The following is a 12811-nucleotide window of genomic DNA, read 5'->3' on the forward strand; positions in this document are numbered from 1 at the left end:
CTTTTAGAAAGCCCTCCATGTCATAGAAATCGGAGTTCACATGGACTTCTACTTTATTATTCCAAGTTTGTTTGTTGATATTTAGGTAATCATTAGCTTCCATTCGAATCGATATTTGTTTATCAAAACTACCAATTAATTTTGTAATTTTGCACTTTCAAATTTAAAAACAAAAGCATGGAAAACGGAATATACGCTAAATTTAATACTTCAAGAGGTACTATTTTAGTAAAATTAACGCACGATTTAACACCAGGAACGGTTGGAAATTTCGTAGGATTAGCAGAAGGACAATTAGAAAATTCGGCTCGCCCAATGGGAAAACCATATTATGACGGATTAAAATTTCACCGTGTAATTCCTGATTTTATGATACAAGGTGGTTGCCCTCAAGGACAAGGAACTGGTGGTCCTGGTTACAACTTTGACGATGAGTTTCACCCAACTTTACGTCACGATGGACCTGGAGTTTTATCGATGGCTAATGCTGGACCTGGAACTAACGGTTCTCAATTCTTTATTACACACATTGAAACGGCTTGGTTAGACGGAAAACACACAGTTTTTGGTCACGTTGTTGAAGGACAAGATGTTGTGGACGCTATTGCACAAGGAGATACAATTGATTCATTAGAAATTGTAAGAGTAGGAGACGAAGCTCAAAAATGGAATGCTATCGAGGCATTCAGAACATTTGAAGGTTCAAGAGAAAAAAGAATTGCAGAGCAAAAAAAAATGGCAGAGGAAGCTTTGGAAAAATTAGCCGCTGGTTTTCAAAAGACTGAAAGTGGTTTACGTTACCAAATCATCCAAAAAGGAACAGGTAAACAAGCTGAAAAAGGTAAACAAGTATCAGTTCACTATCAAGGAGCATTAGAAAACGGACAAGTTTTTGATTCTTCATACAAAAGAAAACAACCAATTGATTTTCAATTAGGTGTTGGTCAAGTTATTGAAGGTTGGGACGAAGGTATCGCTTTATTACAAGTAGGAGACAAAGCTCGTTTTGTGATTCCTTCTTATTTAGGATATGGTTCTAGAGGTGCAGGAGGAGTAATTCCACCAGATGCAACTTTAGTATTTGATGTAGAATTAATGGATGTGAAGTAATTAGTATTCAAAATCAATATAAATCCCAAAAACATTGTTTTTGGGATTTTTTTTTATATTTACCTCATTAAACAAATCTTAAATATGAAAACTAAAATTATTGCAATAGTATTATTAGGAACACTAATTTATTCATGTTCTCCAAAAGTTATTCAAACTGAAGCACCAAAAGTTGACGAAGTGCCATTGACACCAGAACTAGCAGAAGGTAAAGCATTGTATGAAAACAATTGTGCAAATTGTCATAAACTATATGATCCCAATAAATTTTCAGCGGAACAATGGACTCCTATTGTTTTAAGAATGCAAAAGAAAGCTAAAATTTCTGATGAAGAAAGAGAGAAGATTTATGCTTATCTAACAAAATAATAAAAGTATCCGTCAATTGGCGGATATTTTTTTGGTATCATTTTTGTATTTTTACCACCAATTATAATCTATGAAAACCAAAATATCTTTTTTCTTTCTTCTTTTCTCTTTGTTCTCCTTTGGGCAAGTGCCGCATTGTGGCTTTGATTTTACATCTTATTTAGTAGTAAAAGCCCATGAAGAAGGAAAATCAGATAATATTCCCCATTTAAAAATTACATTGGTCAACGAAAAAGGAGAAGAAGTTATCAACGAGAACAATAAATATAGTTGGAAATACGGTAACCAATCATTAGTTTTTACCCGAAACCAATTAATTAGTAAGCCAAACGAACCTGAAAAATGGTTTTTTCCTTATGCTGGTGATACTTATTTACTTTCGGTAACCAATACCTTTCCTGCGGAAGAATTCTATATTAAAATCCAAGATATTAAAGGTAAATACAAAGAACAATTAGTACAATTGCAAGCTTTTAATATGTACATTTTGTGTTCGAGTGAAAATGAACGTCAAGCCAGAAGTTTCGGACCAAGAAGTAATAATCCGATTGAAGTGATTTTGGAGAAGAAATAAAAAAACACCTCAAAAAAGGTGTTTACTAAATTAATTACCGTTGTTAACAGCAATAACTTTTAATGTTTTGTTGCCAGCAGGCAATTCCCAATCTACTTGATCGTTTACTTTAAACCCAATAATAGCCACACTAAGCGGAACTAAAACGGAATATTTACTTTCTTTTATATTCGCCTGTGAAGGTAAAACAATTTGAAATTTCATTTGTTTTTGGGTGCTCATGTCTTCAATAATTACCTCGGAATTAATTCGAATAATATCGTTTTCCAGGGCATTATCTTCTACGATATTGCCTCTGTCTAATTCTTCCATTAGTAATTTTATTTCTCTTGCACTTGTTGCCGAAAGATTGGTTTTGGTAATCTTTTTTAGCAGTTTATGATCGCTTGACGTAAATGTTGGTATTGGTTTCATATTATTTTAATTTAAATTCATGAATTCTTCTCGGTTGTACTTTATAGAATCTTTATAGTAAATCTCTGTGAAATTTTGATTGGAATTGTGTTCCACTCTTTTGTACAAAAAATCAGGTGTTATTTCTTTCGGATTTTCGAATCCACAAGCACCAATAAATTCACCAAAGGCTTTTAATGTGTTTTTATGAAAATTTGCTACTCTGACTCTTTTATCAGTTATATCTAATCCTTTGTATAGCGATTTATCTTGCGTTGCAATTCCCACAGGACATTTTCCGCTATCACATTGTAAAGCTTGAATACATCCAAGGGCAAACATCATTCCACGAGCACTATAACAAGCATCAGCTCCTAATGCCAATGTTTTTGCAATATCAAAAGCCGAAATGATTTTTCCAGAAGCTAAAATTTTAATTTCGTCACGCAATCCATATTCTTTTAAGGTTTGGTTTACAAACACAATTGCGTCAGATAACGCCATTCCCATATAGTCTATAAATTCAAGTGGTGCTGCACCTGTTCCGCCTTCGGCACCATCAATAGTAATGAAATCGGGATAAATTTTAGTGTGTAACATTGCTTTTACAATATCAATAAATTCATCCTTTCGACCAATACAAATTTTGAAGCCTACTGGTTTAAAGTTGGAAAGTTCTCGCAATTGTCCAATAAAATACAACAACTCCGTAGCATTTGAAAAAGCAGTATGACCAGATGGCGAATGTACCGTTGTAAAAGGTTGTATACTTCTAATCTTTGCTATTTCTGGTGTGTTCTTTTCCGCAGGAAGTAAGCCTCCATGTCCTGGTTTTGCTCCTTGCGATAATTTTAATTCAATCATTTTTACTTGTTCGTAATTCGCTTTTTCTGCAAATAATTCACTAGAAAAGTTTCCTTTTTCATCCCTACAACCGAAATATCCTGTTCCAATTTGCCAAATCAAATCGCCTCCCATCAAATGGTAATCACTGATTCCACCTTCGCCTGTGTTATGCGCAAAATTTCCAAGTTTAGCTCCTTCGTTTAAAGAAGTTATGGCGGTTTTACTCAAGGCGCCATAACTCATAGCACTAATATTATAAATGCTTGCATTGTAAGGCTGTAAACAATTTGAGCCACCAATTAGCGTTCTAAATTTTTTCTCGTCCGCTTTTTTAGGATAAACCGAATGTGCTGCCCATTCATAACCAATACGATTGGGGTCGTCTTGCATTCCAAAGGAAATGGTTTGTTTTTCGTTTTTTGCTCTTTGATATACGATAGAACGTTGTCTTCTGTTAAAAGGTTTTCCATCCAATTCACCTTCAAAAAAGTATTGGCGAAATTCAGGGCGAACCGATTCAAACAAATAGCGTAAACGGCCTACTAATGGATAATTTCTTCGTACCGAATGTTTGGATTGAAAGCTGTCGATGGTTACTAAAATTAACATAAGTAAAGGAGCAGATAGAAAAACCGGATGCACTTTATAATAGGCGACCAAAAAAAGAGTTCCAAACAAAAATGATAATGTGATTAACCAAATTATATGGCGTGCATATAATTTTCCCAAAAGTTTTTTTTGCGACATGATGTTAGAATTAAAAAAAAATAATGATTACAGAAGATACTTCTGAAATGAATAAAAAATGTTGTAAGTAAAAATCCTCCGTCTGAGAATTAGGAATAGGGTAGACGGAGGCCTAATTGATAAAGGCCTTGCTGTGGGTAAATGCTACTACTTTTGTAATTGCATTTGAAATTAAAAGAGTATTTGAAACTAGGTATTTCAAAATGAAAAGGTTTTAATTTGGGTACAAAGTTAAGTAAACTAATGAGATAAAAAAAACACTACAGTTTTATATTTAGTATTCTGATATAAGTGATTTTGGAGAGAAGGTAAATTAGATATTATTAATTTTACAAATACCTTTTCCAATCAGATAAAAAACTGAAAGGAAAATACCCTAAATTATTAATTTTTCCTTCGATGAAACTTTTTATTTCTCTGTAATTCGAAATATGAAATTCAGATAAATGAATTATACTTTTATTATCTTTAATTAAATATATAACTTCATAACTTCCGTATTTTGAATTTTCTGATGTAGTTTCAAAGCCATCAAAGTCATTAATATTTATATGTTTTTCTGAAAGTATATTTTTTATAATAATTTCTTTATCATTAATATATATTATAACAGCCCGTTTTATTATTCCTAAAATTAACCATATACAACTAAACAATATTAAAGAAGAAACAAATAAAAATTTTATATTATAATTATCACCAAATGCTTTAATTCTATTGAAAAAAAGGTAGATAGGAAGAATTAATGTAATTATAGTTAGCGAAGCTTGAATATAGGTTCTGTATGAAAATTTAGATTTAACCATTTTAGAGTTTTGTTTATTTAATATTGATACAAACCAATTTCTCTACTTCCACTTAATATTACACCCAATACTCGGTTTCTGTTCTGGATTAATTAATCGATTCATAACCACACCATCAATTGCACTTCGTAAATCAGAACCACTTAATGGAATGCCGTTGGCAGGTCGGCTGTCGTCTAATTGTCCTCGGTAAACTAGTTTATTTTGATTGTCGAAAAGATAAAAATCAGGTGTACAAGCGGCATTGTAGGCCTTGGCTACTTCTTGCGTTTCATCATATAAATAGGGAAATTCAAACCCGTTTTCAAAAGCAAATTCGGTCATTAATTCAGGAGTATCTTGCGGATATTTCACTACATCATTGCTCGAAATCGCCACAAAACCAATTCCTTGCACACGATAATCGTTCACCACTTTTAGCACTTCTTCCATCACATGATGTACAAACGGACAATGATTGCAAATGAACATTACGACCGTTCCTTTTTCACCTTTGCAATCAGCAAACGTTTTAAAATCGGTAGTATTGGTGTCTCTCAAATTGAAATCAGGAGCAATCGTGCCCAGAGGTAACATGTTGGAAGGAGTTTGAGCCATTTTAAAATTAGAATTTAGAGGTTAGAATTTAGAAGTTAAAAGTTTAGTCTTGTCACTTTTTACTTTTTACTTTTCACTTTTCACTTCGTTAATTATACGCACCAAATCTTTTATTGTTACAAAATGCGGCAATACTTTTTTTTGGAATAGCATTTTCTTACTTTTGCACAACAACACAACACATTATGTACAAAATTTTCATTCGTCCGTTACTTTTCTGTTTCGATCCAGAAAAAGTGCATTATTTTACCTTTTCATTAATTCGTTTTCTGAATAAAATTCCGGTTTTTTCAAGTTTATTTCAATCACTTTATGAAGTAAAAGATGCTCGTTTAGAACGTGAAGTTTTCGGAATTAAATTCAAAAATCCAGTTGGATTAGCGGCAGGATTTGATAAAGATGCGAAGTTGTATCAAGAATTATCAAATTTTGGCTTTGGCTTTATTGAAATTGGAACGTTAACGCCTGTTGGACAAGAAGGAAATCCTAAAAAACGTTTGTTCCGCTTAAAAGAAGACAATGCCATTATCAACCGTATGGGTTTCAATAACGGTGGTGTGAAAGAAGCTGTCGAACGTTTGAAAAAAAATAAAGGTGTTCTAATCGGTGGAAACATCGGAAAAAATAAAATCACGCCAAACGAAGAAGCGGTGAAAGATTACGAAATCTGTTTTGAGGCTTTGTTTCCGTATGTTGATTATTTTGTGGTGAATGTGAGTTCGCCAAACACGCCAAATCTTCGCGAATTACAAGATAAAAAGCCTTTGACCTATTTATTACAGACACTTCAAAATCAAAACAACGCGAAACCAAAACAAAAACCAATTTTACTAAAAATCGCTCCCGATTTAACCGATGAACAACTTTTAGACATCATTGATATAGTAAACGAAACTAAAATTGCAGGTGTAATCGCTACGAATACAACTATTTCTCACGAAGGTTTACAATCAGAAAACAAATCAGAAATGGGCGGATTATCTGGAAAACCATTAACGAAACGTTCTACCGAAGTGATTCGTTTTCTTTCGGAAAAAAGTAATAAGTCGTTCCCAATCATTGGAGTAGGAGGAATTCATACGGCTGAAGATGCAATTGAAAAATTAAATGCTGGAGCAAGTTTGGTACAGCTTTATACTGGATTTATTTACGAAGGTCCGGCTTTGGTGAAAGCAATCAATAAAAAGATTTTGGAAAACAGCTAAAATTTCTATCTTTGAAGCTATGAACGAAATCAAAATTATCGAATGTCCGCGCGATGCCATGCAAGGTATCAAACCGTTTATTCCAACCGAAAGAAAGGTAAAATACATCCAATCGTTATTGCGTGTAGGCTTTGATACAATTGATTTTGGAAGTTTTGTTTCGCCAAAAGCGATTCCACAAATGCAAGATACAGTTGAGGTATTAGCTCAATTGGATTTGTCTGCCACCAATAGCAAATTATTAGCGATTATTGCCAATACACAAGGTGCTCAAAATGCTTCGATTCATAAGGAAATTCAATATTTAGGTTTCCCTTTTTCAATTTCGGAGAACTTTCAAATGCGAAATACGCACAAAACGATTGCGGAAAGTTTAGTTACGCTTCAAGAGATTTTAGAAATCGCTGATAAATCGAATAAAGAAGTCGTGACGTATATTTCAATGGGCTTTGGAAATCCGTATGGAGATCCATGGAATGTTGAAATTGTAGGCGAATGGACCGAAAAATTAGCGAATATGGGTGTGAAAATCCTATCGCTTTCTGATACAGTAGGAAGTTCAACTCCAGAAGTAATTGATTATTTGTTTTCTAATTTGATTCCGAAATATCCTCATATTGAATTTGGTGCGCATCTTCATACTACGCCAGACAAATGGTTTGAAAAAATTGATGCGGCTTACAATGTGGGTTGTCGTCGTTATGATGGCGCGATTCAAGGTTTTGGTGGTTGTCCAATGGCAAAAGACGATTTAACAGGAAACATGCCTACAGAAAAATTATTGTCGTATTTCACTACCAAAAGAGAAAACACGAATACAAGTCCAATGAGTTTTGAAAGCGCTTATAACGAAGCAACTAAACTATTTGGTGAATTTCATTAATCAGTCTTTCTTCGTTTAAACGCTTTGTAAATTTCGACCCAAAGTACCGAAACACTTCCTACTAATACACATAATCCTATTTGGGAAAAGCTTACCATTTCAAACAAGAAGAAGTTCGAAAATGCAGTAATAAACAACAATAGTCCTGTCAATACAATTGTGACTCCAATAATCAATCCTACCAAATTATTTTTGTACTGAATCGTTTTGAAAATCGAATAATAAAACGAACGATTCGCCAATGTTAATACAATATTGGAAGTAATTAACGTTAAGAAAATTAAGGTTCTAGTGCCGTTTTCTGACATATTTTCTCCAATGGCATATTGATAAATAAATAACAATCCTAAAGTAATTACCAATCCTTGAATGATGCTAATCAATACTTCTTTGAAATTAAAGAATGTTGTGGTTAGCGGTCTTGGTTTTTGTAGCATCAGATTATCTTCCATAGGTTCATTTTCGTAAATGATGGAGCAGGTTGGACCCATGATAATTTCCAAGAAAATAATGTGAACAGGAGTAAAAATATTTGGATATATCCAACCCAAAGCCAACGGAATAAACACAATTAGAATAATCGGAATATGGATAGAAATAATGTATTGAATCGCTTTTTTGAGGTTGAGGTAGATTTTTCTTCCCATCGCAATGGCATCTGTCATTCGTTCGAAATTGTCGTCGATTAGAATTAAATTGGCGGCTTGTTTAGCGATTTCAGTACCTTTTTTGCCCATCGCAATTCCTATGTGTGCTGATTTCAAAGCGGGACCATCATTTACGCCATCGCCTGTCATGGCTACGATTTGATTGTTGGCTTTTAAAGCTTGAATTATTTTAAGTTTGGCTTCTGGAAACATTCTTGTGAAAATAGTTGTTTCCATTACTTTTTCTTTCAAAGTCGTTTCATCCATTACCATTAATTCGTCGCCATTTAACACTTTATCAGCATTTTTAAACCCGACTTGTTTTGCAATAGTTGAAGTCGTTTCGGCATTATCGCCTGTTACGATTTTTACTTGAATTCCTGCTTTGTAAAAGGTTTCAAAAACGGCTTGAATGTTTTGCTTTGGTGGGTCGTAAAACGCTACTAATCCTTTAAAATGAAACTTTAATTCTTGTTGAGTTCCTGGATAATCCGTTCCTTCAAAGTCGGATACGCCAACACCTAAAACTCGAAATCCTTTTTGCATCATAGCTTTCATCGCCTCTAAAATCTGATTTTTTTCGATTTCATTTAAATGACTAACAGCGATTAAAGCTTCGGGAGCGCCTTTAGCTGCGATGATTTTTTTACCCGATTCGTTTTCAAAAACGTGTGTCATCATTGGCGGTTTTCCGTCTAATGGATATTCGTGAACCAATTTGAAATAAGGTCGTTCGTCTTCACTTTCAAAATTAGAATAGACTTCGTGAATGGCAATTTCCATCGCATCAAACGGAATCGGTTCGCTCGACCACATGGCGTAATTGAGTACTTCTTCTGCTTCGGGATTTAGTTTTTGAGAAGTTGCAACTATCGAATTGGATTTAAAAAGATACAATTCGGCTAAACTCATTCTGTTTTCGGTAATCGTTCCGGTTTTATCGGTGCAAATTACGGTAGCACTTCCAAGAGTTTCTACGGTTTTTGTTTGTTTGGTAATGATGCCCATTTTCATCAAGCGCCAAGCTCCTAAGGCCATAAACGTGGTAAATGCAACTGGAATTTCCTCCGGAATAACACTCATAGCTAAGGTTAATGCTTTCAATAAACTATCCAAAACTAATCCAGAGTTGTAGTAATTAATCGCCCAAACTATAGCAAATATCACTAAACCAATAATCGACATTTTGGTGACGAAATTACCGATTTGAATTTGCAAAGGCGTTTTTTCTTCTTCGATTGCATTCAAGCTGGAACCAATTTTTCCTAGTTGCGTTTTATTTCCAATTGCAGTTACTTCACAAATCGCTAGACCAGAAGCTACAATAGTTCCTTGAAAAACTTGTTTATTTTCGGATTCATTCGACTTAAATACGGCTAAAGATTCTCCTGTTAAAATAGATTCGTTGACAGAAAAATCGTTGGAAGAGAGAATAATTCCGTCAGCAGGAATAAAAGCGCCTTCTTCTAATTGAACACAATCACCAATTACAATTTCCTCGGTTGGAATTTCGATTAATTGACTGTTTCTAATGACTTTACATTTCGGTTGGGTTAGTTTTTTTAAAGCTTCAATCGCATTACGACTTCTAGATTCTTGAAAAACTGAAATTGCCATAACAAAAACAATTGCAAAAGCCATGAAAATACCATCGGCATAATCTCCTGTTATAAAATAAATACTGGTGGCGGTCAATAATAAAAGAAACATGGGTTCTTTTACGATATCTAAAATAGAATTCAGAAAATGATTTTTTTTTTGGTGCTCGACAGAATTAGTGCCGAACTTTTTTGCAGATTCTAATACTTCTAAATCGGTTAGGCCTGTACTTATTTTTTTAGAATCGCTCATTGGGAATGAAAAATTAATATGCAAGTTACATAATTTATTCTTAAAAGAAATAGATTATTTGGCTAAGTTTTACTATATTTGCACGCAATTTAACAACAACTACAAATTGCACCATGAAAGCACACACAACTAAAATCGTTGGCGAAGGTCTTACTTACGACGATGTTTTGCTTATTCCAAATTATTCCGAAATTTTACCACGCGAAGTTAGTATTCAATCGAAGTTTTCGAGAAATATTACGTTGAATGTTCCTATCGTTTCCGCAGCAATGGATACGGTTACCGAAAGTTCTATGGCAATTGCTATGGCACAAGAAGGAGGAATTGGCGTTTTACACAAAAACATGACGATTGAGCAACAAGCAGCGAAAGTGAAGAAAGTAAAACGTGCGGAAAGCGGTATGATTATCGATCCAGTAACGTTGCCTTTAACAGCAAATGTTGGTGATGCGAAAATGGCTATGAAAGAATTTAGCATTGGCGGAATTCCAGTAGTTGATGAAAACGGAATTCTAAAAGGAATTGTTACCAATAGAGATTTACGTTTCGAAAAAGTAAATTCACGTTCGATTTTGGAAGTAATGACTTCTGAAAAATTAGTAACGGCTGCTCAAGGAACAACTTTACAAGAAGCAGAAGGAATTCTTCAAGAAAACAAAATTGAAAAATTACCAGTAGTTGACAACAATAATAAATTAGTTGGTTTAATTACGTTTAGAGATATTACCAAATTAACACAAAAACCAATTGCCAATAAAGACAAATTCGGTCGTTTACGCGTAGCTGCGGCTTTAGGGGTTACGGCTGATGCAGTAGATAGAGCAACGGCTTTAGTAAATGCTGGAGTTGATGCTGTAATCATTGATACGGCTCACGGACATACAAAAGGCGTGGTGGATGTATTAAAAGCTGTAAAAGCAAAATTCCCAGAATTAGATGTAGTAGTGGGTAACATTGCAACTCCAGAAGCGGCTTTATATTTGGCTCAAAATGGAGCTGATGCGGTGAAAGTTGGAATTGGTCCAGGTTCGATTTGTACAACGCGAGTTGTGGCAGGAGTTGGATTCCCACAGTTTTCAGCGGTTTTAGAAGTGGCTGCGGCTTTAAAAGGTTCAGGAGTTCCAGTTATTGCTGATGGTGGAATTCGTTACACAGGAGATATTCCAAAAGCGATTGCTGCGGGTGCTGATTGTGTGATGTTAGGTTCATTATTAGCAGGAACTAAAGAATCGCCAGGAGAAACGATTATTTTTGAAGGAAGAAAATTCAAATCATACCGTGGAATGGGGTCTGTTGAGGCGATGCAAGAAGGTTCAAAAGATCGTTATTTCCAAGATGTTGAAGACGATGTGAAGAAATTGGTTCCAGAAGGAATTGTAGGTCGTGTACCATACAAAGGAGAATTAAACGAAAGCATGCAACAATTCATCGGTGGTTTAAGAGCTGGAATGGGATATTGTGGTGCAAAAGACATCGCTACATTGCAAGAAAATAGCCGTTTCATTAGAATCACTGCTAGTGGTATTGGCGAAAGTCACCCACACAATGTAACGATTACGAAAGAAGCTCCGAATTATTCGAGATAGTTTAGTGTTCATAAAATACAAACCTGACAGGTTTCCGAAACCTGTCAGTTTTTTTTGCTTTATTAGAACACGAATTACGCTAATTTACACCAATTAATTTGTGCTAATTCGTGAAATTCGTGTTTAATTACTTCGCTCCAAACAATTGCACAGCATAAATTTTATTGTTTTCCCAATCAATACTAAAACCAATTTCGGTGTAGAAAAATTGAGGGTCTAAAATATTTTTCAAATGATTGGGTGATTTCTTCCACAGATTGAACATTTTTAAGGCTAATGCGTCTAAATCGGTTTCTGAGTAAATTTGGTCTTTAATTCCTGTGAATAAGAGATTTTCGCCTACTAAAACAAAAGGATTTCCACCATAGAAATAGACACGTTCTTTTGGATTTTTCTTTTTAGCATCGGTTTGTTCGTGTGATAAAGTTTGTGCTTTTGCGATGTATTTGGCATGGTCGTCAGCGGCTTTTTTTAAATAAGTATCCAAACCAAGTAATTTTCTGTCGTTATTAGAACGTTCTTCGTTAACCAATTGATATACTTTAGTTTTCAGTTTTTCTAAATCAATTTTATTTTGATTTTGACTGAAACTTAAAGTGGAAATGAATAATAGAAGTAAGGTGAAATGGGTTTTCATGTTAGTTGGAGATTAGTTCTTGTTTTAATTTATCTAATGAGGTTTCTTTTAGCTTAAGACTAAATTCAGTATTAGAATTTCTATCTATATAAAATTTATCATAAAAGATTTTATCTTCATTATTAGTGTAAACGATTACTTTAATTTTTCCTTTAATCCTTAATTCAGGATAAACATAATCAGAATTAAAATCATTTAAATAATGGTTAATTAATGATTTTTGTCCCAAATAGTTATAAAAAACAACATAATCACTATCGAAAAGTTTATCATTATTTTTAATTGTTATTTTTTTTAACTTTTCATAATCTAATATTCTATCAATATTAATCCAACCTAATTTATTTGACGAGAAATTTGAAATTTCAGCCATTGAATTATAGAAAGCATCTCTATTTTTTATTCTTTTCTCCTTTTCTTCTTTTGTAAGCCTTTCATTATTATTTATATCTCGATATTTATCGTATTTTACATCATGATTCAATTCGTCAACAACCACCATTTGATCCTTATTGATGTTCTTTTTTAATTCCTTTTCTTCTTCCTCTAAAATTTGTATC

13 protein-coding genes are annotated in these 12811 nt (G+C 33.8%); 6 read left to right on the plus strand and 7 right to left on the minus strand.

The annotated features are described in order from the left end of the window. Positions 1-177 precede the first annotated feature (177 nt). From L6Q46_RS08010 to L6Q46_RS08020, 3 genes are all read left to right on the plus strand, one after another. Positions 178-1110 (plus strand): peptidylprolyl isomerase, encoded by a 933-nt coding sequence (locus L6Q46_RS08010; RefSeq protein WP_291283865.1) that lies wholly within the window; start codon positions 178-180, stop codon positions 1108-1110. A gap of 84 nt (positions 1111-1194) precedes the next feature. Then, the gene (locus L6Q46_RS08015; protein WP_291283866.1) at positions 1195-1479 is read left to right on the plus strand and encodes a c-type cytochrome; all 285 of its coding nucleotides are present in this window, start codon (positions 1195-1197) and stop codon (positions 1477-1479) included. 70 nt (positions 1480-1549) lie between these two features. Beyond that, a complete protein-coding gene (locus L6Q46_RS08020; RefSeq protein ID WP_291283867.1) occupies positions 1550-2053 on the plus strand; it encodes a hypothetical protein in 504 nt (167 codons plus the stop codon). A 30-nt stretch (positions 2054-2083) separates the two neighbouring features. Here the strand turns inward: L6Q46_RS08020 and L6Q46_RS08025 are convergent, their stop codons facing one another. The 4 genes from L6Q46_RS08025 to L6Q46_RS08040 all read right to left on the minus strand — a co-directional run bounded on the left by L6Q46_RS08025 (position 2084) and on the right by L6Q46_RS08040 (position 5442). Then, a complete protein-coding gene (locus tag L6Q46_RS08025) occupies positions 2084-2467 on the minus strand; it encodes a GreA/GreB family elongation factor (protein WP_291283868.1) in 384 nt (127 codons plus the stop codon). A gap of 6 nt (positions 2468-2473) precedes the next feature. After that, on the minus strand, positions 2474-4039 hold the full coding sequence (locus L6Q46_RS08030) for an FMN-binding glutamate synthase family protein (protein WP_291283869.1): 1566 nt from the start codon (positions 4037-4039) through the stop codon (positions 2474-2476). Positions 4040-4368: 329 nt separating this feature from the next. Next, entirely contained in the window at positions 4369-4845 is a 477-nt protein-coding gene (locus L6Q46_RS08035) for a hypothetical protein (protein ID WP_291283870.1), read from the minus strand. 42 nt (positions 4846-4887) lie between these two features. Beyond that, positions 4888-5442, minus strand: coding sequence for a thioredoxin family protein (locus tag L6Q46_RS08040; RefSeq protein WP_291283871.1), 555 nt, complete (start codon positions 5440-5442; stop codon positions 4888-4890). Positions 5443-5627: 185 nt separating this feature from the next. Between L6Q46_RS08040 and L6Q46_RS08045 the strand changes: the two genes are divergently transcribed. After that, the gene (locus L6Q46_RS08045) at positions 5628-6647 is read left to right on the plus strand and encodes a quinone-dependent dihydroorotate dehydrogenase (RefSeq protein WP_291283872.1); all 1020 of its coding nucleotides are present in this window, start codon (positions 5628-5630) and stop codon (positions 6645-6647) included. Between the two features lie 19 nt (positions 6648-6666). After that, positions 6667-7530: a hydroxymethylglutaryl-CoA lyase gene (locus L6Q46_RS08050; protein ID WP_291283873.1), complete on the plus strand. Its 864-nt coding sequence runs from the start codon at positions 6667-6669 to the stop codon at positions 7528-7530. Here L6Q46_RS08050 and L6Q46_RS08055 read toward each other — a convergent pair. After that, positions 7527-10028, minus strand: coding sequence for a cation-translocating P-type ATPase (locus L6Q46_RS08055; RefSeq protein ID WP_291283874.1), 2502 nt, complete (start codon positions 10026-10028; stop codon positions 7527-7529). The two genes, L6Q46_RS08050 and L6Q46_RS08055, sit on opposite strands and share 4 nt — an antisense overlap. Before the next feature lie 113 nt (positions 10029-10141). On the opposite strand from L6Q46_RS08055, the gene guaB reads away from it, so the two are divergent. Beyond that, on the plus strand, positions 10142-11614 hold the full coding sequence (gene guaB / locus L6Q46_RS08060) for an IMP dehydrogenase (protein WP_291283875.1): 1473 nt from the start codon (positions 10142-10144) through the stop codon (positions 11612-11614). A gap of 127 nt (positions 11615-11741) precedes the next feature. On the opposite strand, the gene L6Q46_RS08065 is transcribed toward guaB, so the two are convergent. Continuing rightward, on the minus strand, positions 11742-12251 hold the full coding sequence (locus L6Q46_RS08065; protein ID WP_291283876.1) for a CAP domain-containing protein: 510 nt from the start codon (positions 12249-12251) through the stop codon (positions 11742-11744). Position 12252: 1 nt separating this feature from the next. Continuing rightward, a partial coding sequence (locus L6Q46_RS08070; protein ID WP_291283877.1) for a hypothetical protein occupies positions 12253-12811 on the minus strand: 559 nt, incomplete at its 5' end.

Source organism: Flavobacterium sp. (assembly GCF_023151265.1).
In the GTDB taxonomy this organism is placed as follows: Bacteria; Bacteroidota; Bacteroidia; order Flavobacteriales; family Flavobacteriaceae; genus Flavobacterium.

Excerpts from the sequence above, each read along its gene's own strand:
- L6Q46_RS08010 (WP_291283865.1), top strand. The coding sequence starts at position 178 with ATGGAAAACGGAATATACGCTAAATTTAATACTTCAAGAGGTACTATT.
- L6Q46_RS08015 (WP_291283866.1), top strand. The coding sequence starts at position 1,195 with ATGAAAACTAAAATTATTGCAATAGTATTATTAGGAACACTAATTTAT.
- L6Q46_RS08020 (WP_291283867.1), top strand. The coding sequence starts at position 1,550 with ATGAAAACCAAAATATCTTTTTTCTTTCTTCTTTTCTCTTTGTTCTCC.
- L6Q46_RS08025 (WP_291283868.1), bottom strand. The coding sequence starts at position 2,467 with ATGAAACCAATACCAACATTTACGTCAAGCGATCATAAACTGCTAAAA.
- L6Q46_RS08030 (WP_291283869.1), bottom strand. The coding sequence starts at position 4,039 with ATGTCGCAAAAAAAACTTTTGGGAAAATTATATGCACGCCATATAATT.
- L6Q46_RS08035 (WP_291283870.1), bottom strand. The coding sequence starts at position 4,845 with ATGGTTAAATCTAAATTTTCATACAGAACCTATATTCAAGCTTCGCTA.
- L6Q46_RS08040 (WP_291283871.1), bottom strand. The coding sequence starts at position 5,442 with ATGGCTCAAACTCCTTCCAACATGTTACCTCTGGGCACGATTGCTCCT.
- L6Q46_RS08045 (WP_291283872.1), top strand. The coding sequence starts at position 5,628 with ATGTACAAAATTTTCATTCGTCCGTTACTTTTCTGTTTCGATCCAGAA.
- L6Q46_RS08050 (WP_291283873.1), top strand. The coding sequence starts at position 6,667 with ATGAACGAAATCAAAATTATCGAATGTCCGCGCGATGCCATGCAAGGT.
- L6Q46_RS08055 (WP_291283874.1), bottom strand. The coding sequence starts at position 10,028 with ATGAGCGATTCTAAAAAAATAAGTACAGGCCTAACCGATTTAGAAGTA.
- guaB (WP_291283875.1), top strand. The coding sequence starts at position 10,142 with ATGAAAGCACACACAACTAAAATCGTTGGCGAAGGTCTTACTTACGAC.
- L6Q46_RS08065 (WP_291283876.1), bottom strand. The coding sequence starts at position 12,251 with ATGAAAACCCATTTCACCTTACTTCTATTATTCATTTCCACTTTAAGT.